The following is a 22168-nucleotide window of genomic DNA, read 5'->3' as shown; positions in this document are numbered from 1 at the left end:
GCACACCGGACCGGCCGATTACGGCGTGGAGAAACCGATCAGCGCACCGATGCCCGCGCCGATCGGGATGGTGACCAGCGCGCCGACCCCGCCGAGGAAGAAGCCGATCACCGCGCCGATCCCCGCGCCGATGAGAGCGCCGATCCCCGCGTTGTACTGCTTGCGGGCGAGCGTCTCGTCCTCACCGACGAACTGGTTGAGGCGCTCGGTGGTGGCGGGTGAGCCCACCGGCGTCACCGTGAGGGTGCGGCCCGCGTCGCTGATCGCGGGCGCCAGCCCGTGGGTGGCGCCGGAGGCCTGGAATGCCAGGGGCAGGGTCGCGACGACCTGTCCCGTTTCGCTGCGCAGCTCGACCGCCCTGGCGTCGGCCGTCAACGCGAAGCTGCCCGCGTCGAGGGTGGTGACCACCCCCGTTCCGTCGGCGGCGGGAGCGGAGGTGAAACCGATGCCCTGCTCGACACCGTGCACGCCGACCTGCGCTGGCGCCGCCGGCTGGGCGTGCGCGACGCCCGTCGCTATTCCGGTGGCACCGACCGCGAGCAGGGCGGTTGCGGCGAATCTGTTGACTCTCATCGTATTTCCCCACTTAGTCGTGTCGGCCACGAGTGCCGACGGATCCCCAAGATGCCGGTTCTCGGCCCCACCCATTCTGGCCGCAGCGGTTTCCCGAAGCAATCGTTCTGCGAATTCCACGGAAAAATCCGTGCGGTGCCCGCCACGGATATGGACATGAAATATGCGGAGTCAGTGCTTGTTTCGCCGATGGAGTCGGCTGATTGCCATATGTGTGCTAATGCATTGCCGCGACGCATAATTCGATCGAACGACTCGAAAATTATTCGAAACGCGCTGGTCTCGCGACTGTTTAAGTCGCCACGAACGGCGGTGCGCTGCCAGGATGCTGGACCGGGTGCCTCCGGGTCCGAAACGCGGCTTGCGGTCGGTCGGATCGCCGGATGCATCGGCGCGGCTCGCGAGTCGACGGTCACCGCGAGGTCGCGGTGCTCGTGCCGGATGGTGGAGTGTGCGTCGGTGCCGAGAGCGTCGCCGGAAATGGGCGATCGTTTCGCAGCGGCGGCAGCGATCGGCCGCGCGCTCGCGGTGCCCTACGGGAGCGCGCGGCCGGATCATCTGGCCGACTGTGCGGGGTTGTTCCTACTCAGAAAGCGCTTCCGGTGCCGGGCAGCAGCCACGCGATGCCGGGCCAGGGGGCGAAGGGGCTACCCCAGTAGCCGAACGGGCTACCCCAGTAACCGTAGCCGCCCCAGCCGCCGTAGCCACCCCACCCGCCGTAGCCGCCGCGGCCCCACCCGCCATGGCGATGCCAGCCGCCGTGGATCTCTTCGGCCTGACTCGTCTGCGCGACGGTCGGCTGCGCCACGGCGGGTGCGGCGATCGCGGGTGCGGCGACCGCCGCGACGGGGGTCAGCGCGAGCGCGGCGACCATCGCCACGCGGACGAACGCTCGCCGGACGTGTCCGATCTCGACGTCGTTGATCATCGGTACTTCCTCACTTCGGTATGTGTTCCTCCGGTCGGTGACCGACTCGAAAGGTCATCGACCCAACCTCACCACCATGCATTGTACCGTTGAATAACGGCACACTCAATGTGGTTCGATCGTGCGAGAATTCGTGGCCCGCCTGTCGGTCGTGCCGGGCGGTTCCGCTCGGTACGGTCGGGACAGCGGACACTTCGAGAGGAGTCGACTGATGGCGACCAGCGCCGACGTACTGACCGACGGCTTCGAACGGATCAGGGAGGTGGTGCACGAAGCGGTGGACGGACTCGACGAGGACATCCTCGCTCAGCGCATCGATGCGGGCGCCAACTCGATCGCATGGCTGATCTGGCATCTGACCCGCGTGCAGGACGACCACATCGCCGATGTGGCCGGTGTCGAGCAGGTTTGGACGGCTCGAGGCTGGTACGACCGCTTCGGTCTGCCGATCGACAAGGGCGCGACCGGTTACGGTGACCGGCCCGCCGACGTGGCCGTGGTGCGAGCGCCCGCGGAGTTGCTCACGGGGTACTACGACGCGGTGCACGAGCAGACGCTGCGCTACGTCCGCGATCTCGCCGACGGCGATCTGGACCGTGTCGTCGACACCCGGTGGGATCCGCCGGTGACGCTGGGGGTGCGGCTGGTCAGCGTGATCTCGGACGATCTGCAGCACGCGGGCCAAGCGGCGTTTCTGCGCGGCGTGCTGGAACGGACGGGATAACCGGCGCAGGGAAGTCGGCGGCCCCGCGTGGTTCGCGCCGTGCCGTAAGTTGATGCCGCGCAAGCCGAATGTTCACAGAGAGTGCCGCCGTGGTCGTGAAAACTGTTCTGGTCGGTGTCGCCGTGCTCGTTCTCGTCGGTGTCGTCGTGCTCACGGTGGTCGGCGCCCACTGGTACATATGGCGGCGGCTCGTGCGGGACACGACCACAGCGACATCGCGCGCACGACGCGTCGGCACCGCCATCGTGCTGACCGGGCCGTTGCTGCTGCTGGGCACGACCGTGGCGGAGCTGGTGTCCGCTCCGTTCACGCTGATCCGGATCATCGCCTGGCCCGGCTACCTGTGGGGGGCCCTGTTCCTGTACCTGCTGCTGGCGCTGGCGGTCGGCGAGCCGATCCGAGCCTTGGCGCTGCGCCGGCTCGACCGGGGCCGGGCGGCAGAGGGATCCGAGTCTCCTACGGAAGTCGGGCCGACATCGGGGTCGCCGGTAGGGGTCGATTCTGCACTGGACTCCGTGGTGAGAGCTCGTCCCGGGCGGGAGTTCTCGGCGGAACCCGGGTCTGAGCCGGAGTCTTCGGTGGCAACTGTCTCTGCGCCGGAATCATCGGTGCGAACCGAGCCCGGGCCGGAATCCCCAACTGAAACCGCGCCCGTGCCGGGGCCCTTGGCTGGAACCGTGTCCGCGCCGGAGTCTTCGGCTGCAACTGTGTCTGCGCCGGAGTCGTCGGTGCGAACCGAGTCTGGGCGGGGATCTCCAACTGAAACTGTGTCCGTGCCGGGGTCCTGGGCTGGGACGGTGTCTGCGGCGGAGTCGTCGGTGCCAGCTGGGTCCGCGTCGGAATCCGTGGCTGGGACGGTGTCCGCACTGGAATCGTCGGTGCGAGCCGGGTCCGCGTCGGAATCTGTGGCTGGGACGGTGTCCGCGCCGGAATCCTCGGCCGGAATCGAGTCCGCGCCGGAATCCTTATCGGACCCGGCCACTGCTGCCGATTCCACGCCGCCTCGGGTACCGCGCCGTGTCTTCGTCGCGCGGGTGATGGGTGCCGCCGCTGTCGCCGCCGCCGCGACCACCGTCGGCATCGGCGCCCATGGCGTGCTGAACGGACCGAGTGTCAAGCGGGTGGCCGTGCCGTTGGCGAAGTTGCCGCGCCGAGCGGACGGGTTTCGCATCGCGGTGGTCAGCGATGTGCATCTCGGCCCGATCCTGGGCCGTGGCTTCGCCGAACGCGTGGTGCGCACCGTCAACGACACCCGGCCCGACCTCATCGCGGTCGTCGGTGACCTGGTGGACGGCAGCGTCGAGCATCTCCGTTCGGCCGTGGAGCCACTGGCCGGGCTGCGGGCCCGGCACGGCGCGTTCTTCGTGACCGGCAACCACGAGTACTTCTCCGGCGCCGAGCAGTGGGTGGAGCATGTCCAGGAACTCGGCATGCGCCTGCTCGCGAACGCACGCACCGAGCTGCCCGGCTTCGACCTGGCGGGCGTGAACGACGTGCAAGGCGAACGAACCGGGCACGGCCCCGATTTCGGCAAGGCGCTCGGCGACCGCGACCGCACGCGCGCCGCCGTGCTGCTGGCGCATCAGCCCGTGCTGATCGAGGACGCGGTGGCGCACGGCGTCGATCTGCAACTGTCCGGCCACACCCACGGCGGCCAGCTCTGGCCCGGCAATTACCTCGCCGGCCTGGCGAATCCCACCGTCGCCGGGCTGGAGCGGTACGGCGACACCCAGCTGTACGTGTCCAGGGGCGCCGGAGCCTGGGGTCCGCCGGTGCGGGTCGGCGCACCGTCGGACATCACCGTCGTGGAACTGGTGTCGCTGCGGGCTTGAGCGCCCGCGTCAGCCGAACAGGCCGCCCAGCACGCCGCCGCTCTGGCCGGCTTCCTGCCCGCCACCGGTACCGCCGACGAAACCGCCCGGCGGCAGCTCCGACGGCTGCACGATGACGAAGCCGCGTCCGGAGAACGACAGCGTCATCCCCTCGCCGGTGCTGCGGCCCATCAGCCTGCCCAGCCCGAACGAGTCGTTGCGTTTGATGCCCGTCTGCAGGCTCGACGACCACGCCACCGCCGCTTGCGGATCGGCGTAGGTCGGCTGGTCGACGTTGAGCACGACGGGCGTGCCGTGCGTGGTGATGGCGATGCGGCCACGGCCGGTGAAGACACAGTTGAACAACCCGGCGTTGCTGGCGAACCCGGCGGCGCCCTGCACCATCCGGATGTCGTAGCGCAGGCCGGAATCGAAGGCGAGCACGTTGGCGCCGTTGATGGTGAGGCCGTCGGTGCCGTCCAGGTCGATGGTGTGCACGTCGGCGGCGCCGTTGGCCACGAACAGGTCGCCGCGCCCGGACACCTTCATCAGCGGGACGCCCTCACCGGTCAGCCGCTGCTGGATCGCCCGGCCGATCCCGCCCGCGCCGAGCGCCTGGAAATGCAGATCGCCCTGATAGGCGACCATCGATCCGGCCCGAGCCATCACCTCGCCGTTGACGGCCACCTTGATCATCTTGCCGCCCTGCTTCTGGATACCCGCGCCGGTGACTTCGGCGTGGCTGGGGGCGAACAGTTCGCTCTGCATCGGCAGCGCTCCTTGCTGAGGTGATGGCATCGGTGGTGGCGGCACCGCGGCGGCCGGCGCGGAATAGGCCGGTTGCGGTGGATAGGCGGGCGGGGGCGGAGGCTGGTATGCCGGAGGTGAGGCAGGTTGATACGCCGGGGGCGGCGCGGGTTGATGCGCCGGTGGGGGAGCGGGCGCCGAAGGCGGCGGGGCCGGTTCGTCATCGATGTTCACACCGAACGCCGTCGCGATTCCGGCCAGGCCGTTGTCGTATCCCTGGCCGACCGCACGCACCTTCCATCCGCCTGCCCGGCGGTAGATCTCCACGCACACCACGGCGGTCTCGGTGCTCAACCCGGTCATCGGGAAGGCGAGCGTGCCCGACGAGGACGCGATGGTCGCGCGCAGCGAACCCGCGGCGGCGAAGGTGGGCGGACCGCTGCCGTCCAGGCTCGCGGTGACCACGACGCGGTCCACGTCGGCGGGTAGCGCGCCGGTCTGGATGTCCACCACGTCGCCCGCGCCCTGACCGTGCCGGTAGGTGACGCCAGGGGCGACCGGTTGATTGAAGAAGACGAAATCGGCGTCGGAGCGCACGCGCCCCGCCGAGTTCAGCAGCAGCGCCGATACGTCGACGGGAGCCGAGCAGGTGACGGTCACCGTCAGCCGGTCGCCGGGCGCGGGGCGGTTCTCACCGCGGGCGAGATCGGTCACGGCAGGCCGTCCGATCCGCGGCGGCGTCGTCGGGTTGACATGCGATTCACGGGCTCCAGTGTGTCGTGCGCCCGCGACGTGCGCCACACGCCTACCCGCACCCGGCATCCACGAGGTCTTTTCGTCAGGCGGTCCGTGGCAGGGCCGCCGTGTCGCCCCGAGGTCTCGGCGATCCGGTCGCACGGCGATCGGAATGAGCCCGGCCGGGTCCGCCGGGCTCTCGCGGGTCAGAGGACTTCGGCGTACATGGTGCCGTCGAGGATGCCGAATTCGACCTGTCCGGGGAACAGGGGCAGCGCGCCGGTGGCGTGCTTGCTGTGGTTGAGGGCGATGGTTTCGGTGGCCCACCGGTGCAACGGCTCGGGTAGCCGCAGAACCCGGTGATCGGTGCAGCGAACGTAGGGATAGGTGGTCTCGCCGGGCCGGGCGAGCGGGTTGTGGATGTCGAGCGCGGCGATGTCCAGGACCAGGCCGGTCTGCTTGGCGGAGGCGACGGTCGGTGGCTGCAGTTCGATGTCGTCCATGACCGCTCACGGTAGCTCGAAGGATGCCCAGAGTGGGTGATTCCCGCTGAATGTCCCTCGGATTTCATCGGAAATGGAGGACGGCGAGGTTCATCGATTCGGGTGAACCCCACCGCTACCACCAGCGATCGCGGCAGGCTTGGGCGTGCCGGTGCCGCGCCGGACGTCCCGGAGCCACCGGGACGATGACGAGCCTAAGCGACGCTGAAGATTCGCGGGGGCGTTTCCGTGAATCGGTGAGAGCGGCCGTCCGGTGGCGACCGGCCGGTAACCACCGTCGGAATGTCCGGTTCCCGGCGGCGCGGCTTACTATGCCAGCGGCGTGAAACAAGCTGTGCGCGTTGAGTATCCGGCACGGCTGCGTGCTGTTCTGTTTACCTCAGGAGGATGGAAGACGTGCTCTATGTTGTCATCGCGGCCATTGTCGTGGCACTGCTGGCCGTGTCGGCCGTCGCGATGGTGTGGGACCCGCGCCGTCGCACGGAGTCGGACGAGTACGACTACGAGTACGACATGAACGGGGAAGACGCGACGGCGGACGAGTACGCCCGCCCGCGCGGTGTCGAATGGCCCCGCAAGGAAAGCGTCTGATCGGTGGAAGCCGCCGCCGGACCGGCGGTGGAGACGATGGCGCCCAGTCGAGTGCGGCTGGGCGCCATTCTTTTCCGTGGCGCTGGGCCGGTTCGGTCACGCCACGGTGAAGTCGCGCCACGACGCGTGCAGACCCTGCCCGCGCAGCGACGTGCTGCGCCCGTCTTCGATCGGATGCAGGGTGATGATGCCGAAACCGATCTGGACGGACTCCGGCAGCTGCGGCGCGCGCGTGGTGTACACCGGGACGTCGTCGACGTGCCAGCCCGCGGTGCCCGCGGCGCGGTCGATGGTGACGGCGTAGCGGTGGAACTCGCCGGGCTTGATGTCGATCCCGGCCAGCGGCGCGTGCACCACGTGGGTGAACGCCTCCGCCGCGGGGACGACCCCCGGCACGAACAGCCGTTCGTGGATGGCGTACGCGTGCCTGCTGGTCGCGATGAGGTCGAAGACCTGCGCGGTGCTCATGTCGAGGACGTTGAACGCGGCGAAGCCGTCGCGGTAGTCCTCGCCGGTGGCGCCGATGTTCTCCGAAGCCATCTCCACCGCGAAGGTCCGCGGTCCGCCGGTGAGGTCGAACGTTTCGGTCGACACCAGCAGATGTTTCGGGTTGTCCAGGATCTGGACCTCGGCGTGGGATCGGGTGAAGGCGTCGATCCGGACCGATACGGCGCCCGCGCCGACCTCGGTGCGAGCGGCCGGGTCCGCGTAGCGCCACGTCTGCTCCGGGCCCAGCGGCACTTCCAGGAAACGCCACCGGTCAGCGCTGAGATCCGGTCCGTTCAGGTCGTCGTAGGTCATTGCGGGAGTTACCTTTCAACCGAGTGATTCGGGGTCCGATAGGTCGTCCTTGGTCGCCCGGCGGCGCAGCGGGGTCACCACACCGTTCGACGATCCGGACTTGTAGCCGACACCGCCGAGCAGCAGACGTTCCTCGGTCAGCCGCGGCCGCAGCGCCGGACCCATCGGCCACCAGTCGTCGAGCTCGACCAGACCGGGCTCGATCAGTTCCAGATCGCCGAAATACGAGGCGATCTGCTCCCGGGTGCGGTACCAGCCCGAGCCGAGGCCCATTTCGGTGAAACGCCGTTGCAGCTCGATGGCCATCTCGTGCGCCTCGCCGCCGTCGGCGGGATCGTAGAAATGCGTGATCGCGACGTAGGAGCCCGCGGGCAGCGCGTCGATGTAGCGGCGCATGATCCCCGCCGGATCGAGCTCGTCGTCGACGTGATGCAGTATGCCGCACAGGATCAGCGCCAGCGGGCGGGTGAGGTCGAGGTGCTGGGTGACCTCGGAATGCTCCAGCAGGGTTTCCGGCGCGGTCAGATCGGCGGGTACGAAATGCGTGAACTCGTTGCGCTCGAGCAGCACCCGGCCGTGGATGTTGCACACCGGATCGTTGTCGACGTACACCACACGTGCCGTGGGATTCTGCTGTTGGGCGATCTCGTGTGTGTTGCCGACGGTCGGCAGGCCTGCGCCGATGTCGAGGAATTGGTCGATGCCGACGGCGCCGGCCAGATAGCGCACCACGCGGTGCAGCCAGCGGCGGTTCATCCGGGCCACATCGCTCTGCCGCGGCGCGACTTCGGCGACCTTGTCGCGCACGAACCGGTCGACTTCGTAGTTGTCCTTGCCACCGAGGGTGGCGTCGTAGACGCGGGCGATGCTCGCGCGGGTCGTGTCCACGCCTACCGGCGCGCGGACACCGGTCTGGGGAGTGGGATCGGACATGGAGACCTCTCTCTGGATTCCGTCGCCTGGCTCACCAGCCTAGGGACCGCCGAATCGGCGAGCAATCCGTGCGGATGCGTTCGGCCGGTGGTGATTTCGGGAACCGATGGCCGTCCTGCCGACCGGCATCGAGCATGGGAACCGGTCGGTACTCATCGGTCGTCTGCGGTGACTCGGGACGCGCCGTGGCCGGTGCGGCGCCCGTCCGGGCGACCACCCGCCTCGACGGGCGTGGACGAGGACGGTTCGATTCCCGGCTCCTTCCGGCACAGATGTCAGGACTTCGCGGTGGTGACGGGCCTCGGGCGCCGATACGCCTGCCGTTCCGTCCCGCCGAGGGGCCGCGCACCCGTGCGATGCGGGTGCCGTCGGGGCCGCACCCGCTGAGCGGGTCGATCCCTCGGCCGACGACATGGCGCTCCTCCTTCGCGTGGCCACCGTCGGGGGCGACTCTACGCACGGCCGCCCGGGCGCGCGCGGGAATCCGGCTTCGATATCGCCTTGGCGCTCTTGTGATTACTCGCGTGCGCGCGCGATCCGCGCCACGCGTTCGCGCCGGGGACGGTCGCTGGACCCGGCCGAGTAGGATCTTCAGCCGACGTTCCGACAGCAGTGATGGTGGAGGCACTACGCCCCGCGGTCTAACCCCCGATCGACCGGAGGCAAGCATGACCAACGACGAGGACAGTGGTGACAACGCCGAATTCCCTGCGGCAGAACGTGGTCCGACTGTTCTGCGGATCGCGCTCGGCAGCCGGTTGCGTCAGCTGCGCGAGGGATGCGGGATCAGCAGGGAGGCCGCGGGCGACGCGATCCGCGGCTCGCACGCCAAGATCAGCCGCCTGGAACTGGGCCGCACCGGGTTCAAGGAACGCGATCTGCAGGACCTGCTGAGCCTCTACGGCGTTGTCGACCCCGCTGAACGCGAAACGTACTTCGAACTGGCTCGGCGGGCCAACGACCCGGGGTGGTGGCAGCACTACAGCGATCTGCTCCCGGCGTGGTTCGAGACCTACATCGGCCTCGAACAGGCCGCGACCACGATCCGGACCTATGAAGCGCAGTTCGTCCCCGGCCTGTTGCAGACCGCCGACTACGCGCGCGCGGTGATCCAGCTGGGCAACATCGACGAGACCGAACGCCGCGTCGCCATCCGCATGCGCCGCCAGCAGATCCTCTACCGGGCCGCCGCGCCCACACTCTGGGCGGTCATCGACGAGAACGCGCTACGCAGGCCGGTCGGCGGCGCGGAGGTGCTGCGCGAGCAGATCGAGCATCTGGTCGAGATGGCCGACCGTCCCACCATCCGGATCCAGGTGCTGCCGTACGCGGCGGGCGGGCACTCCGCGGCGGGCGGCCCGTTCAGCATTCTGCGTTTCCCGGAGCCCGAGCTGCCCGACATCGTCTACACCGAGCAGCTCACCAGCTCCTTGTATTTCGACAAGCAGCGCGATGTGGAGCTGTATATGTCGGTCATGAACCGGATCAGCGTGGAGGCGCTGTCTCCCGCCGACAGCGTGCGTTTCCTACGCGAGCTGCTCACCGAGACGCGCTCGGGCGAGTAGGACTTCAAGCGTCCCCGCCGAGCGGGGCAGCCCTGCTCGGGGGCGGGGCGCGGTCGCGCCTGCGGGGAGTTTGCCGAGCGAGTCCTTCGCGACGGGAGGACCGTCGTGGCGCCCTGTCGATGGGGGTTCGGCGTGGGAGCGCTCGGGAGCCGGCCGGTCGGCCTGATTCGGCTGCTGCGCGGTGAGGGGTGAAGGCCTCGAACCGAATCCACGTTTCGGGCGGTGAAAAGCATTGTCGTCGAACCGAACTCGGCGAAACGCGCGGCGAAGATATAACAGTTTCATATCGCGACCGGCTGCATGATGCTCATTCGTTATCCGTCTCTCCGCGTTCACCTCGATTTTCGAGGATTTCGATGCCGGTGGCGCTCATGCACATGCACGCGCGCATGTACGTACCGATGGACGATCACCGATGCGACGCGGCCGTCGTGATGTGGCAGTATCCCTGTCGAGGTCGGGGTCTGAGGATCGACTCGGGCACTGGCTGGTTCGGCCGCGGCGGCCCCAACGCGAGTTGGGGCCGCCGGCGGAGCCGCCGCGGATCGCTCCGATGTCCGGATTGCCGAGAGTTCACGGCATCGGCACAATCCGGATCGAATGGCCTTCCTTTTCTCCGATGCAGATGCTCCGGTCCGGAGCCGCGATGCCCGCGCAGCGGTCGAGGCGATCGACTAGGGCGTCCAGGTGATGCGGCCGCCCTCGAAGTCCTGGGCTTTCCCGTTCTCGAAGTCGTACTCGTCGCTGGTGGGGTAGCCGTACCGGCCCGCCTCACCCGCCGCGGCCTCCCAGGTCTCCCGGATGGACCCCCAGACGACATGGGCGCCGGTGCGCGGTGCCCAATAGATCGCCCCGCCGCCGAACAAGTTGTAGCGGCCGTTGCCCGCGCGGGCGGCGGATTCGTCCGTGATGGGGAACCCGAGCGGACTGCTCTCCCAGCCGTAGGCGCCCCACTTGTCGCGGATCACGCCGCCGATCTGATGCGCGGCGGTGCCGATCGACCAGTAGATCGAACCGTTCTGGAACACGCTGTAGCTCCCCGGCTTCGACGGTGTCGCCGCTTCGCGCGCCACGGGATAGCCGAGCGCTCCGCCCTCGTAACCCAGGTTCCCCCACTTGTCGCGGATGGCGCCACCGACTTGATGGGCGCCGGTGTCGGGGTGCCAATAGATGGACGAGCCGCGCTCGAACGCCTGATAGCGGCCACCGCGGGCGGCGGAGTCCTCCGGCGTGACCGGGTCGCCGAAGAACGCGGGCCCACCCGCCTGGTCGTACTCGACTTCGATCGCCCCGCCGACGTCGTAGGGGCCGATCGGACGCGCCGCCGCATCGGGTGCGATGCCGGCGAGCAGGATGCCGAGCGCGGCGACTATGGCGAGCGCCCCGCGGGCGCGCGAGCGGTTCGGGCGACGGTGCCGTGCCAAAGGGAACTCCTGTGCATCTCGGGTGGGTGCGGGATGGAGCTGAAGCTGCTTTCGGTCGGCGTGCGGAGATCAAAGTACCTCGCCGGAACGCGATGCGGAGCGATACGGGGTACTCGAATGGCCTGGTGTCGTGCGGTGGGGTGGTGCGGCCATCCAACTCGTCCCTCGCTCCGAACAAACTGGCGGTGCTGCCGTGCCCACGGGAGCGCCTTCTCGGATACGGCGCCGCCGGGGCGTGGTGCTCGCACTCTCGGCCCGGCGGTGTCACGAACGGAAGATGGTGTCGGGCAGGGCAAGTCGTGCGCAGTCAGCGCAGGACGTGCGCCGCCTCCGCGGCGATGGTGGCGGCGACCGCACCGAGAGCGGGGGAGTCCAGACGCCACTGCTGCCAGTACAGCGGGACATCGATGACCGCGCCGGGATCGATCGAGACCAAGCGGCCGTCGGCTCGGTCCTCGCGGGTCTGCAGGTCGGGAAGCATGCCCCAGCCGAGCCCGAGCCGGACCGCCGCGGCGAACGCCGTGGAGGACGGCACATAGTGGCGCGGCGGATCAAGGGGTTTGCGACTTCGCCTGCGCAGGAGGCGATCCTGCAGGTCGTCCTTGCGGTCGAACAGCACGACCGGAGCCGCGGCGTAGGACTTCGCGGTCGCGCCGTCGGCGAACCAGGTGGCGGCGAAATCCGGGCTCGCCATCGGCCGGTAGCGGATCGCCCCGAGCCGTTCGGCCTTGCAGCCCTGCACCGGCTGTGCGGTCGAGGTGATCGCCGCCATCACGGTGCCGTCGCGCAGCAGGCGCGTGGTGTGTTCCTCGTCCTCCCGGTGGATCTCGAAGCACACGCCGTGCGGTGCGCGGGCGAGGGCGGGCAGCACCCAGGTCTCCAGTGAGTCGGCGTTGATCGCGATCGGCACCCGGATGGGGCCGTCGGAGGGTTCGCCGCCGAGTTCGCGCGCGGTGTCGCCGGTGAGCAATTGGATCTGCCTGGCCAATCGGAGTACGGCCAGCCCGGATTCGGTGGCCCGCACCGGTTTCGTTCGCTGCACGAGAATCCGGCCCGCGGCGTCCTCCAGCGCCTTGATCCGCTGGCTGATCGCCGACGGTGTGACGCTCAGCCGCCGCGCGGCGGCGTCGAAGGTCCCCTCGGTGATCACGGCGTCGAGTGCGCGAAGCTGATCGAGCTGGAGATCCATATTAAGGCATCCTAATGATAAGTTAGAATCTTTAGCTTGCCTGGGGATGAGCCGCGGCCTTAGCGTCGCTGGACGTGAGCGTTTCCTCGGCGGTGGTGGCGACCGCGTCCGGTTTGGGCTTCGGCCTGTCGCTGATCGTGGCGATCGGCGCGCAGAACGCGTTCGTCCTGCGGCAAGGGATCAGCGGCAGGCACGTGCTCGCGGTGGTCACGGTGTGCGCGGTGTCGGACATCGTGCTGATCGCGGCGGGGATCGGCGGATTCGGCGTGGTCGTCCAGGCGGCTCCCGGGGTGCTCGTTGCGGCGCGCTACGCCGGGGCGGCGTTCCTCATCGGCTACGCGGCGCTGGCGGCACGGCGGGCGTTCGGCTCCGCCGCGCTGAGCGCCGGATCCGGGCGGACCACCGCGCTCGGCGCGACGGTGGTCACCGCCCTGGCGCTGACCTGGCTCAACCCGCACGTCTACCTGGACACCGTGGTGTTGCTCGGCTCCTTCGCCGGCACCTACGCGAGCCCGGATCGCTGGTTCCTCGGCGCGGGAGCGATGCTGGCCAGCGTGCTGTGGTTCACCGCGCTCGGTTTCGGCGCGCGTCTGCTCGGCCCGCTGTTCGCCCGCCCGCGCGCGTGGCGCGTGCTGGATTCGGTGATCGCGGTCGTGCTGCTCGGTCTCGGGCTGGGGTTGTTGTGCTCCGGATGAGACCGCGACGTCACAGCTGCGCCTTGATCTTCGCGGCGAACTCGTAGCCGGCCTGCCACTGCGGGCCGGAGACGGCGAGTACGACGCCTGCCGCGCCCGCCTCCGCGTAGGCGTTCAGCTGCTCGGCCGCACGGCCGGGATCGGTCGCCAGCGTCGGCGCGACGACCGTCACGGTGAGCGGCGGGCGGTCGTATTCCTCGGCCAGCGCGGCCAATTCGGTCACGTGCGCGCCGACCCGGCGCGGCTCGAGTCCGATGGCGACCCAGCCCTCGGCATAGGCGGCGGCGCGGCGGCGCGCCGCTTCGGCGTCGCCCGCGACGAGCACCGGTGGCATGGTCGCACCGGGTGCCAAGGTGATCTCGGTGCCGTCCGGGAGCACGGTCGGCCGCCCCGCGACCAGGTCGGGCAGCACGCGCAGCGCCTCGTCGGTGCGACGGCCGCGCTCGGCGAAGGACACGCCCGCGGCACGCCACGCGGCATCCCCGTGCACCGGGTTGCCGGTGCCGACCCCGAGGATCAGCCGGTCACCGGAGACGTACTGCAGCGTCGCGATCTGCTTGGCGGCCCATGCGGCCGGCCGCAACGCCAGCAACATCACCCCGTAGCCGATGCGGATGCGATCGGTCACGGCGGCCGCGGTGGCCAGCACGACGGTGCTGTCCAGCATCGGCCCGCTGGCCGCGAGATGGTCGGTCGACCACACCGAGTCCAGGCCGCCCTGCTCGGCGAGGCGGGCGGCGGCGCGCACGTCGCCCAGGATGGGTCGCGCGGGATCGGGGGTCGAGGTGGGCAGGATGATGCCGACTTCCAAGGTCATGCTCTCGACGCTACGAACGCCTCGCGCCCACGCCAATGTTCCGCTCGCTCGAGTCGATGTCTCGGACGCTCACACCGAACCCACCGGCGCAGGGCGCGTTCCGCGCCACGGTGGGACGCTCTCCGCTGCGGTGTGCTGCGACGGTCACGGGGCGGCACCGGTGCGTCGGCCGCGAGCCTGGAGATCGGCTGAGGAGAGTTGGCCGGCGGCATGTGGCTCGGTGGTCGCGGGGCGATCCGTGGTCGGGGGACTGCGGGCGAAGCAGCATCTGAGTTGCGCCCGCACCCCGGTTCTTCGGGGACCGCCGTCGGGCAGGCGACGCCCGAGCCTCCGACCCGGCTGTTCGCGCGACGCGTGCTCGGCCGCTCGTCGGCCGACCCCGATGAACGACAGCGATCCCCGGATTGTCCGGAATCACCGCCTGGATGGCTCTTCGGTACTGATCACAGTCGAGTCGGGTCGCCGGACACGGTCGGGCACGGGCCGGTGGGGGCGGTAGCCTGCGGCTAGGGTGGGCGCATGGTCGAGTCGACACGAATCGTGCTTGCTTCCCGGCCGGTGGGCGCGCCCACGGCGGAGAATTTCCGGACCGAGACCGCGGAACTCCCCGCTCCTGCCGAGGGCGAGGTCCTGCTGCGCACGCTCTATCTGTCGCTCGACCCGTACATGCGCGGCCGGATGAGTGCGGCCGAGTCCTACGCCGAACCGGTCGAGGTCGGCGCGGTGATGGTCGGCGCGACCGTGGCCGAAGTGCTCGAATCCCGCGACCCTTCGTTGGCGAAAGGCGATGTGGTACTGGCTTATTCGGGGTGGCAGTCCCATGACGTCGCCCCGGCGCGCGGGCTGCGCAAGCTCGATCCGGCGAAGGCTCCGGTCTCCACCGCCCTCGGCGTGCTCGGCATGCCCGGCTTCACCGCCTACGCGGGACTGCGCGAGATCGGCAAACCCCGCCCCGGCGAGACGCTGGTGGTCGCCGCGGCCACCGGACCGGTCGGTTCGGCCGTCGGCCAGATCGCCAAGATCGGCGGCGCCCGGACGGTGGGCATCGCCGGCGGCCCGCGCAAGGTGGCCTACCTGAACGAACTCGGCTTCGACGTCGCACTCGACCATCGCGCGCCCGATTTCGCCGAGCAACTCGCGGCGGCGGTCCCCGACGGCATCGACGTCTATTTCGAGAATGTCGGCGGCGCGGTGGCCGACGCGGTGTACCCGCTGCTGAACACTTACGCGCGCGTGCCCGTCTGTGGACTGATCGCCAACTACAACGCCACCGGCGCCTCGGAAGGCCCGGACCGGCTGCCGGGCTTCTACGGCCGGATCCTCACAAAGAGCCTCACTGTGCGCGGGTTCATCCAGTCCGAATTCGTCCGTGCGCTGTACCCGGACTTCTTGCGTGAGATGGGTGAGTGGGTCGCCAACGGCCGCGTGCGGTATCTCGAGGACGTCGTGTCCGGCTTGGCCGCGGCCCCCGAGGCGTTCATCGGCATGCTGGAGGGCCGCAACTTCGGCAAGCTGGTCGTGCGGGTCGCCGACTGATCAGCCCGCCAGCGCGCCGCTGCCGATGCTGAGATAGGCCAGCATCAGCACGAACAGGAACCAGCCCGCGCCCTGCCAGATGGGCCAGGTCCGTCCGCGGCGCCACTGCACGTAGGTTTCGACGAAGGCGCCGATGCCGCCGATCAGCAGCACCACCGAGGGGCCGAGCACCACGGCGAGCTGCGCGGCGGTGTCGCACAGCAGCTTGTCCTGGTCCACGCATTCGCGCTGCGCGGCCCACAGCACGGTCAGCAGGAAGACCAGCGCGGCGGTGGCGAGCACCGAGACGACGTAGGTCGCGGCGCGCCGGAACCCGCGCGGATCGCGCCAGCGTTTCTCCACGTCGTCGACCATGTGCACCACCTCGCCGTCCGGTTCCTCCGACGTGATTGCCGAACGGCGGTGGCTCAAACGCCGCTCAGGGTTTGCGTCCGACCCCGGCCCAATACCAGGCCGACCGCGCCGCGGCAGGGGCGGCATCGGTGTCCGGACGCCAGGCGTCGGCAGGAACGATCCCCGGCTCAACGAGTTCCGTTCCGGCGAAGAAGGATTCGGTCTCCGCGCGGCTGCGCGGCTGGAACGCGATGCCGGCCTGCTCGGCGGCGGCCCTCGCGCGCGCCATCGGGCGCGGGTCGAAATCGCCGGTGAAGTGGGTGAGCACCAGGTAGCTGCCGGACGGGGCCGCCGCCAGCAGGCGCCTCACCACGCCGTACGGATCGTCGCTGTCGCGGAAGAACATCATGACCGCGACCAGCAAGATCGCGAGGGGCCGGTCCGGGTCGAAGGTGTCGGCCAGCTCGGGCGCGTCCAGGATGGCGCCCGGATCGCGCAGATCGGCGTCGAGGTAGGCGATCCTGCCCTGCGGTGTGCTCGCCGTCAACGCTCTGGCATGGGCGAGCACGAGCGGATCATTGTCGACATAGACCACGCGCGCGGCCGGAGCGATGCGCTGGGCCACCTCGTGCGTGTTGCCCGCGGTGGGGAGGCCGGTGCCGATGTCGAGGAACTGATCGATGCCCGCCTCGCCGGCCAGGTGCCGCACGGCTCGGCCGAGGAACGCGCGATTGGCGCGGGCCATGTCGCGGATGCCGGGGATGTGCATGGCGACCGTGTCGCCGAGGGCGCGGTCGGCGGGGTAATTGTCCTTGCCGCCGAGCCAGTAGTCGTAGACCCGTGCCTCGTGCGGGAGGCTCGTGTCGAGCTTGGTCGACGATCCGGCGCGCACTCGCGCGTGACCGTCCGGCATGTGCGACTCCCTTCCCGGGCGGCGCCGGTGCGGGAGGCGCCGCACCGCTGTCGCCTCCGAAGGCGACCCTCGCGCTGCGAATTACGCGTCAAGAATAGGGTGACGCGTCCACAATGAGCGGCGATTCGGCCGAATGGTCCGTTTTCGGCGGCGGTCGACCGGCGGTGACCCTCTGTGCGTGCACCGGGTTCGGCGGGAGACAACCGACGGGCCGGGGTTCGCGCGCGGGCGAGAGTCAGCGTGGCGAAATGTCCGGATGGCCGCCGTGCCTTTGGGCGGCGCGCAGCTCACACCAATAGGCTGCGACAACGGTGGCATAACCGGCTACGACGGCCGTCGCGGTGACGATCACCAGTGTGATGAGTAGTGGAATCAAGAAAGCGGTGTGCATTGTGCCCTCCCCGCGGTCACGCTGATATCAGCGGAAAGTTCGGCGCCGCACTGCACCGACATCATGTCAGTCCCTGCACCTAGTGAAATCGTAGTTGGCGCGGCGTGGTCGGGCACGGCGCGCGGCTGTGAGTTGAATCATGCAGATCACGGTGTGTCGCGCGGAATACACCTGTGGCGTGCGGTCTAATCGATCTTGTCACGTGTTCTCCGGCAACCATCCGGAACGCGGGACACGACCACGACACGGGACCGCCGGACCGGCGGCCGTCGCAGTGCCCGTGGCGCGCCGAACTCCTCGGTAGCGCAGCTCTTTCTCTCGGATTGTCTCCAGCATCACCTCGGCATGCGAAAAAGGAGCACGAACGTGAGCATGATTCTCGCCGCCCTGCACGACACCGTGATGGCGCAGCAATTCGAAAATCCGACCGCCGAAGAGCCGCCGCTGGCGGACAAGTTGATGCAGATGGGCCGCTACTTCACCTGGTTGGTGCAGCTGTCGGGCATCACGGCGATCACCTACGGCGGGGGCAGGTTCGCATGGGAGAAATGGAACGGCGGCAGTCTCCAGTCGCCGAAGATGGTCGCAAGCGCGATGGCAGGCGGTGCGGTGGCGACGAGCGCGGGCACGATCATGAACGCGATCATCGGCTGACGCGCACCGCGCGGGCCGCCAGGTCGCGCGCCGCGACCGGAGCCGACCGCGTTCCCGCGGCATAACGCTCGGCGAACACGCGTTCGCCGAGCGCCGCGGCGGCGCGGGTCGCCGGACGGTCTATATCGGGGCGCTCGGCCGGAAGCAGCGCGATGCCGTTGGCCTCGCGCACCGCCGCCGCGGCGCCGAGCAACTGGGCCGCGATCTCCGGCTGGCACAGCTCGGTCAGCGCCGATGCCAGCGCGGCCAGCGCGAAGGCGGTGTCGCGGGGTGCGCCGATGCGCTGCGCGCCGTCGAACGCGGTCAGATACAGCTCGAAAGCGGCGCCGGGCTCGCCGCGCTGTTCGAGGATGTAGCCCAGCTCGACTTGCAGCATCGGCAGGAACAGCGGAGTCTCCTCGCCCGCGGCCAAGGGGAGGGCGAGCAGCTCGCGCAGGATCCGCTCGGCGGTCTCGGACCGCCCGTCGCGCCGCGCGGTGAACGCGAGCACGAGCGCGGCGAACAACCGGCCCGCTTCGTACCCGTGCTCGGCCGCGACGCGCTGGGCCTGTTCGCCCAGCTCCTGCGCCCGGCCGAAGTCGGTGCGCTGCATGGCGATCCAGCCCAGCCAGCACAGGTGGGTGCACGCCTGCCCCCACAGCTCCAGCTCCTGCGCCAAGCCGAGCGCTTCGGCGTGGATGGCGGCGGCTGAGGTCAGGTCGCCGGTGAGTTCGGCCAGGCCGCCGAGCCATTCGGCGGCCTGGAGCCTGCCCCAGCGGTCGTCGAGCTCGGCGAACAGCCGTGCGGCGGTGCGGGCGTGCCGCTCCAGCGCCGGGAGATCGACCCGATTGTGGGCGGCCTTGGCCAGCGCCACATGCCCGCAGGCCACGCCCCAGCGGTCGCCGAGTTCCGTGCAGACCGGAAGCGCCTTGCGCAGGAGCGCTTCCAGCTCGTGCACGTCACCGGAATCCAGCGCGGAGAATCCGAGGAAGAGTTCCGCGCGCGCCCGCCCGGCCGGATCGTCGACCATGTCGTACACCGCGAACACCGCCGCACGCTTGGCGGAACCATCCTCGAAATCGCCTTGCTGGAAAGCGAATCCGACGCTCCACGCCAGCGCCCGCGCCCGGTGCCGCGGGGAGCCGCCGAGCGCGAGCGCCGCCTCCAGCCAGCGCCGAGCCTCGGTCGGCCTGCCGCGCAACTGCCAGTACCAGGCGAGCGCGTTCACCAGCCGCAGGGCCTGATCCGCGTCGCCCGCGCGCACGAAACCGTCCAGCGCCGCCCGCAGCTCGGCCGAGTCGTCGTCCAGCCGGCGCAACCAGCGGCGCTGGTCGGCGCCGTACAGCTCCGGCTCGGCGCGCTCGGCCAGCGCCAGGTGATACCGATGGTGGGCCAGATGCACCGCGTCGAACTCGCCCGCCTCGGCCAGCCGGTCGAGACTGAACGCGGCCACCGATTCCAGCAGGCGGTAACGCCGTCCCGCCCGGTGCACCAGCGAGCGGTCGACCAGCCTGGCGATGACGTCGGCGACGAGTGAGGCGTCCACCGCGGGTTCGCCGCCCGCCGAGCACACCGCCTCCGCGGCCGCCAGGGTGCAGCCGCCCGTGTGCACCGCCAGTCTGCGCAGCACGGTTTGCTCGGTCGCGTCCAGCAGTCCCCAGCTCCAGTCGATCATCGCCGCCAGCGTCTGCTGGCGCGGCGGCACGCCGCGATGCCCGGTGGCCAGCAGTTTGAACCGGTCGTCGAGCCGGGCGACGATCTCGTGCACGCCCAATGCGCGCACGCGGGTGGCGGCGAGTTCCAGCGCGAGCGGGATGCCGTCGAGCCTGCGGCACAGCGTCGCGACCGGCGCCGCGGTGTCGGCGTCGAGCGCGAAATCGCGGGCTGCCGCTCGCGCTCTGGACACGAACAGCCGCACCGCCCCCGCTCGGGCGATCTCGTCGAAAGACGCCTCCCGGGCGGGCACATCCAGCGGTTGCAGCGCGACGATGTCCTCGCCGGGCAGACGCAGCGGTTCCCGGCTGGTGGCCAGGATGCGCAGCCGGGGGGCCGCGCCGAGCAGCATCTCGGCCAGTTCGGCGGCGCGATCCACCACGTGCTCGCAGTTGTCCAGGACGAGCAGCAGTTCCTGGTCGGCCAGCGCTTCGCACAACGAGGCGGTGCTGTCGGCGCCGTCGGCGGCGTGGATGCCGAGCACGCCGGCCACGGCGTCGGCGAGGAACGTCGCGCCGTCGGCCGCGGTCGGTTGCAGCGCGGCCAGTTCCACCAGCCAGGTGCCGTGGCCGAATCGCCGGGTCAGCGCCGCCGCGGCCGCGAGCGACAAGCGCGTCTTGCCAACGCCGCCGGGCCCGGTGAGCGTGACCAGCCTGGCGTCCTGCACGGCGTCGCACAGCTGCGCGAGGTCGGTGTCGCGGCCGATCAACTCGGTGCGCTGCGCTGGGATGTTGGAGCTGCGCCGCCGCGCGACCACGATCTGCGCGGGCGCGGCGAGCGGCAGGTCCTGCGCCAGGATCGCGCGCTGCAGCGCCACCAGCTCCGGGCTCGGGTCGATGCCGAGTTCGTCGGCGAGGCGCCTGCGCAGGTCCTCGTAACCGTCCAGTGCCTCGGCCTGCCTGCCCGCGCCGTACAACGCGCGCAGGTGGGCCGCGCGCAGCCGCTCGCGCAGTGGATGCGCCGTCACGAAGCCGGTGAGTTCGCCTGCCACCTCGCGGTATTCGCCCAGTGCCAGCCGCGCCTCCGCCAGTTCCTCCACCGCCACCGAACGCTGCTCTTCGAGCTGCGCGATGGCGGCCCGGGCGAAGGACGCGTCCCGGAAATCGGCGAACGCGGGCCCGCGCCAGAGCGCGAGCGCCGCGCAGAGCGCCCGGACCCGCTCGGCGGTGTCGGTCGTCGCCCGCGCCGACGCCACCAAGGCGCGGAACTCCTGCGCGTCGATGGCGGAGGCGGCCAGCCGATACCCGGGCGGCGGGGACACCACCAGGTCCCGGCCGCCGGGTTCGGCGTCCTCCAGCGCCCTGCGCAGTTGCGAGGCCTTCGCCGCCAGCGTGCCCGCCGGATTGCCGGGCGGGTCATCGGTCCAGATGTCGTCGATCAGCCGATCGCCGGAGACCGGTTGGCCGGGTGTGACCAGCAGGTCGGCCAGCAGCGCCCGCACCTTGGCCCCCGGAATCGGCACTGCGGCGCCCCCGTCCGTCCAGACCGCCAACGGACCCAGCACCCCGAAACGCATGGGGGCCAGCCTAGGCGAGCGGTGCGGGAAGGCGACCGCAAACAAACCGGAAGGCGGCCGGCCCACAGTGAGGAAGCCGTACACCGTACTCGGGGAAAGGGAGCCCGACATGCCACTCGTCACGACCACCGCACTTCGGAACGTCCGCGGTGCGGCCTCCACCGCGCGGACGCCTGCCCGCGCGGACGGACTGCCCCGGGACCGTGGGCCGCATGACGGAGCGCACGGCCTGCCACGACCGCCGGATGACGCGCTCGCCCCCGACCCCACGAAGCCGAACGCCGGTGTGACAGCGGAGGACGCGCGATGACCGGTCACCGCCGGATACGGGTGGCGCTGATCCTCGGCAGCACCCGCGCGGGCCGTTTCGGCCCCACAGTGGCGGACTGGTTCGCCGGGCGGCTCGGCCGCCGCGACACGGACGTGGACCGTATCGATCTCGCCGAGACCGCGTTGCCCGGCCGATTGACCGATCCCGACGAGCCGCTACCGCCCGAGGTGCGCGCTCTCGGTGAACGGCTGGCAGCGGCGGACGCGTTCGTCCTGGTCACACCCGAATACAACCGGAGCTTTCCGGCCGCGGTGAAGCATGCCGTCGACTGGTTCGACGAGGAGTGGGCCGCCAAGCCGGTCGGTGGTGGGATACGGCCGCGACGCCGACGGCGGTCACGCCGCGGCCCAGTTGCGTCCGGTCTTCGGCGAACTGAACGCGGTGCTCATCCGACGCACCGTCACCGTCACCAAGGCCTGGCAGCGTTTCGCCGGCGACGGCAGCTGGCCGCGCCGCGACGCCGAACTCGACGAGGACGCCGACGCCGCGCTCGACCAGCTCATCTGGTGGGCGTGCGCCTTGCGCGCGGCACGGGCCGAAACGCCGTTCGTGCGGTAGAAAGCAACCTCGACACCGGGTCCGCCCGAAGGCGGCGGACCGACCGTAAACAAACCGTAAGGCGGCACCGGCAGAGTCGTCGCCGACAGCGGCACCGGCCGCAGCGCCCGAGAAAAGGACTCTCAATGACCGTGTCAAGTCGCGGAGGCCACCGGTATCGGCGTGTCGAAGCTGAATTCGCGGCCGTCGCGCAGCAGTGCCCACAGGA

21 protein-coding genes and 1 pseudogene are annotated in these 22168 nt (G+C 70.2%); 9 read left to right on the top strand and 13 right to left on the bottom strand.

Annotated features, from left to right (window positions below; translation table 11 throughout):
* Positions 1–18 precede the first annotated feature (18 nt).
* Positions 19–573, bottom strand: coding sequence for a hypothetical protein (locus ACWDMM_RS32410; protein WP_195081683.1), 555 nt, complete (start codon positions 571–573; stop codon positions 19–21).
* Between the two features lie 586 nt (positions 574–1159).
* On the bottom strand, positions 1160–1501 hold the full coding sequence (locus tag ACWDMM_RS32405) for a hypothetical protein (protein WP_195081684.1): 342 nt from the start codon (positions 1499–1501) through the stop codon (positions 1160–1162).
* 211 nt (positions 1502–1712) lie between these two features.
* Here ACWDMM_RS32405 and ACWDMM_RS32400 point away from each other — a divergent pair, with 211 nt between their 5' ends.
* Positions 1713–2225: a mycothiol transferase gene (locus ACWDMM_RS32400; protein WP_357106390.1), complete on the top strand. Its 513-nt coding sequence runs from the start codon at positions 1713–1715 to the stop codon at positions 2223–2225.
* Positions 2226–3262: 1037 nt separating this feature from the next.
* Positions 3263–4057 carry a metallophosphoesterase gene (locus ACWDMM_RS32395; RefSeq protein WP_357106393.1) on the top strand — a complete coding sequence of 265 codons (795 nt, stop codon included), beginning with the start codon at positions 3263–3265 and terminating at the stop codon, positions 4055–4057.
* A 9-nt stretch (positions 4058–4066) separates the two neighbouring features.
* Here ACWDMM_RS32395 and ACWDMM_RS32390 read toward each other — a convergent pair whose 3' ends face one another.
* Together ACWDMM_RS32390 and ACWDMM_RS32385 are read right to left on the bottom strand one after the other, a co-directional pair.
* On the bottom strand, positions 4067–5497 hold the full coding sequence (locus ACWDMM_RS32390; protein ID WP_449941307.1) for an AIM24 family protein: 1431 nt from the start codon (positions 5495–5497) through the stop codon (positions 4067–4069).
* 227 nt (positions 5498–5724) lie between these two features.
* Positions 5725–6021, bottom strand: a complete 297-nt coding sequence (locus ACWDMM_RS32385) for a hypothetical protein (RefSeq protein ID WP_067806823.1) — start codon at positions 6019–6021, stop codon at positions 5725–5727.
* A 396-nt stretch (positions 6022–6417) separates the two neighbouring features.
* Here ACWDMM_RS32385 and ACWDMM_RS32380 point away from each other — a divergent pair, with 396 nt between their 5' ends.
* Positions 6418–6612: a hypothetical protein gene (locus tag ACWDMM_RS32380; RefSeq protein WP_195081688.1), complete on the top strand. Its 195-nt coding sequence runs from the start codon at positions 6418–6420 to the stop codon at positions 6610–6612.
* A 96-nt stretch (positions 6613–6708) separates the two neighbouring features.
* Here the strand turns inward: ACWDMM_RS32380 and ACWDMM_RS32375 are convergent, their stop codons facing one another.
* Together ACWDMM_RS32375 and ACWDMM_RS32370 are read right to left on the bottom strand one after the other, a co-directional pair.
* Positions 6709–7413 (bottom strand): DUF6081 family protein, encoded by a 705-nt coding sequence (locus ACWDMM_RS32375; protein ID WP_195081689.1) that lies wholly within the window; start codon positions 7411–7413, stop codon positions 6709–6711.
* 15 nt (positions 7414–7428) lie between these two features.
* Positions 7429–8346: an SAM-dependent methyltransferase gene (locus tag ACWDMM_RS32370; protein ID WP_195081690.1), complete on the bottom strand. Its 918-nt coding sequence runs from the start codon at positions 8344–8346 to the stop codon at positions 7429–7431.
* A gap of 668 nt (positions 8347–9014) precedes the next feature.
* Between ACWDMM_RS32370 and ACWDMM_RS32365 the strand changes: the two genes are divergently transcribed.
* Positions 9015–9911 carry a helix-turn-helix domain-containing protein gene (locus tag ACWDMM_RS32365; RefSeq protein ID WP_195081691.1) on the top strand — a complete coding sequence of 299 codons (897 nt, stop codon included), beginning with the start codon at positions 9015–9017 and terminating at the stop codon, positions 9909–9911.
* Between the two features lie 674 nt (positions 9912–10585).
* Here the strand turns inward: ACWDMM_RS32365 and ACWDMM_RS32360 are convergent.
* Together ACWDMM_RS32360 and ACWDMM_RS32355 are read right to left on the bottom strand one after the other, a co-directional pair.
* Positions 10586–11335, bottom strand: a complete 750-nt coding sequence (locus ACWDMM_RS32360; RefSeq protein WP_449941301.1) for an LGFP repeat-containing protein — start codon at positions 11333–11335, stop codon at positions 10586–10588.
* Positions 11336–11642: 307 nt separating this feature from the next.
* Positions 11643–12524: a LysR family transcriptional regulator ArgP gene (locus tag ACWDMM_RS32355; RefSeq protein ID WP_357106399.1), complete on the bottom strand. Its 882-nt coding sequence runs from the start codon at positions 12522–12524 to the stop codon at positions 11643–11645.
* Between the two features lie 74 nt (positions 12525–12598).
* On the opposite strand from ACWDMM_RS32355, the gene ACWDMM_RS32350 reads away from it, so the two are divergent.
* Positions 12599–13219, top strand: coding sequence for a LysE/ArgO family amino acid transporter (locus tag ACWDMM_RS32350; protein WP_449941300.1), 621 nt, complete (start codon positions 12599–12601; stop codon positions 13217–13219).
* Positions 13220–13229: 10 nt separating this feature from the next.
* On the opposite strand, the gene ACWDMM_RS32345 is transcribed toward ACWDMM_RS32350, so the two are convergent.
* The gene (locus ACWDMM_RS32345) at positions 13230–14036 is read right to left on the bottom strand and encodes an LLM class flavin-dependent oxidoreductase (RefSeq protein WP_357206327.1); all 807 of its coding nucleotides are present in this window, start codon (positions 14034–14036) and stop codon (positions 13230–13232) included.
* Positions 14037–14555: 519 nt separating this feature from the next.
* On the opposite strand from ACWDMM_RS32345, the gene ACWDMM_RS32340 reads away from it, so the two are divergent.
* Complete coding sequence (locus ACWDMM_RS32340; protein ID WP_449941297.1) at positions 14556–15572, top strand: NADP-dependent oxidoreductase; 1017 nt, start codon at positions 14556–14558, stop codon at positions 15570–15572.
* Here ACWDMM_RS32340 and ACWDMM_RS32335 read toward each other — a convergent pair whose 3' ends face one another.
* From ACWDMM_RS32335 to ACWDMM_RS32325, 3 genes are all read right to left on the bottom strand, one after another.
* Positions 15573–15926, bottom strand: coding sequence for a hypothetical protein (locus ACWDMM_RS32335; RefSeq protein ID WP_195046122.1), 354 nt, complete (start codon positions 15924–15926; stop codon positions 15573–15575).
* Positions 15927–15990: 64 nt separating this feature from the next.
* A complete protein-coding gene (locus ACWDMM_RS32330; protein WP_357206323.1) occupies positions 15991–16818 on the bottom strand; it encodes an SAM-dependent methyltransferase in 828 nt (275 codons plus the stop codon).
* 235 nt (positions 16819–17053) lie between these two features.
* Entirely contained in the window at positions 17054–17209 is a 156-nt protein-coding gene (locus ACWDMM_RS32325; protein ID WP_195081696.1) for a hypothetical protein, read from the bottom strand.
* A 372-nt stretch (positions 17210–17581) separates the two neighbouring features.
* Here ACWDMM_RS32325 and ACWDMM_RS32320 point away from each other — a divergent pair, with 372 nt between their 5' ends.
* Positions 17582–17863 carry a hypothetical protein gene (locus ACWDMM_RS32320; protein WP_195081697.1) on the top strand — a complete coding sequence of 94 codons (282 nt, stop codon included), beginning with the start codon at positions 17582–17584 and terminating at the stop codon, positions 17861–17863.
* Here ACWDMM_RS32320 and ACWDMM_RS32315 read toward each other — a convergent pair.
* Complete coding sequence (locus ACWDMM_RS32315; RefSeq protein ID WP_195081698.1) at positions 17853–21071, bottom strand: BTAD domain-containing putative transcriptional regulator; 3219 nt, start codon at positions 21069–21071, stop codon at positions 17853–17855. The two genes, ACWDMM_RS32320 and ACWDMM_RS32315, sit on opposite strands and share 11 nt — an antisense overlap.
* Before the next feature lie 306 nt (positions 21072–21377).
* Here ACWDMM_RS32315 and ACWDMM_RS32310 point away from each other — a divergent pair.
* Positions 21378–21647: pseudogene (locus ACWDMM_RS32310) on the top strand (NADPH-dependent FMN reductase); the annotation flags it as partial.
* A 58-nt stretch (positions 21648–21705) separates the two neighbouring features.
* A complete protein-coding gene (locus ACWDMM_RS32305) occupies positions 21706–21960 on the top strand; it encodes a hypothetical protein (protein WP_323124317.1) in 255 nt (84 codons plus the stop codon).
* Positions 21961–22168 lie beyond the last annotated feature (208 nt).

It is taken from the genome of Nocardia sp. NPDC003726 (assembly GCF_053586955.1).
The sequence above is the reverse complement of the archived record's forward strand: the minus strand, read 5'-3'. Positions and strand labels throughout refer to the sequence as shown.

Bases quoted from the DNA above. Each gene is read 5' to 3' on its own strand.
- ACWDMM_RS32315 (WP_195081698.1), bottom strand. From the start codon at position 21,071: ATGCGTTTCGGGGTGCTGGGTCCGTTGGCGGTCTGGACGGACGGGGGC.
- ACWDMM_RS32370 (WP_195081690.1), bottom strand. From the start codon at position 8,346: ATGTCCGATCCCACTCCCCAGACCGGTGTCCGCGCGCCGGTAGGCGTG.
- ACWDMM_RS32385 (WP_067806823.1), bottom strand. From the start codon at position 6,021: ATGGACGACATCGAACTGCAGCCACCGACCGTCGCCTCCGCCAAGCAG.
- ACWDMM_RS32320 (WP_195081697.1), top strand. From the start codon at position 17,582: ATGATTCTCGCCGCCCTGCACGACACCGTGATGGCGCAGCAATTCGAA.
- ACWDMM_RS32410 (WP_195081683.1), bottom strand. From the start codon at position 573: ATGAGAGTCAACAGATTCGCCGCAACCGCCCTGCTCGCGGTCGGTGCC.
- ACWDMM_RS32365 (WP_195081691.1), top strand. From the start codon at position 9,015: ATGACCAACGACGAGGACAGTGGTGACAACGCCGAATTCCCTGCGGCA.
- ACWDMM_RS32395 (WP_357106393.1), top strand. From the start codon at position 3,263: ATGGGTGCCGCCGCTGTCGCCGCCGCCGCGACCACCGTCGGCATCGGC.
- ACWDMM_RS32335 (WP_195046122.1), bottom strand. From the start codon at position 15,926: ATGGTCGACGACGTGGAGAAACGCTGGCGCGATCCGCGCGGGTTCCGG.
- ACWDMM_RS32325 (WP_195081696.1), bottom strand. From the start codon at position 17,209: ATGCACACCGCTTTCTTGATTCCACTACTCATCACACTGGTGATCGTC.
- ACWDMM_RS32405 (WP_195081684.1), bottom strand. From the start codon at position 1,501: ATGATCAACGACGTCGAGATCGGACACGTCCGGCGAGCGTTCGTCCGC.
- ACWDMM_RS32375 (WP_195081689.1), bottom strand. From the start codon at position 7,413: ATGACCTACGACGACCTGAACGGACCGGATCTCAGCGCTGACCGGTGG.
- ACWDMM_RS32345 (WP_357206327.1), bottom strand. From the start codon at position 14,036: ATGACCTTGGAAGTCGGCATCATCCTGCCCACCTCGACCCCCGATCCC.
- ACWDMM_RS32355 (WP_357106399.1), bottom strand. From the start codon at position 12,524: ATGGATCTCCAGCTCGATCAGCTTCGCGCACTCGACGCCGTGATCACC.
- ACWDMM_RS32340 (WP_449941297.1), top strand. From the start codon at position 14,556: ATGGTCGAGTCGACACGAATCGTGCTTGCTTCCCGGCCGGTGGGCGCG.
- ACWDMM_RS32400 (WP_357106390.1), top strand. From the start codon at position 1,713: ATGGCGACCAGCGCCGACGTACTGACCGACGGCTTCGAACGGATCAGG.
- ACWDMM_RS32330 (WP_357206323.1), bottom strand. From the start codon at position 16,818: ATGCCGGACGGTCACGCGCGAGTGCGCGCCGGATCGTCGACCAAGCTC.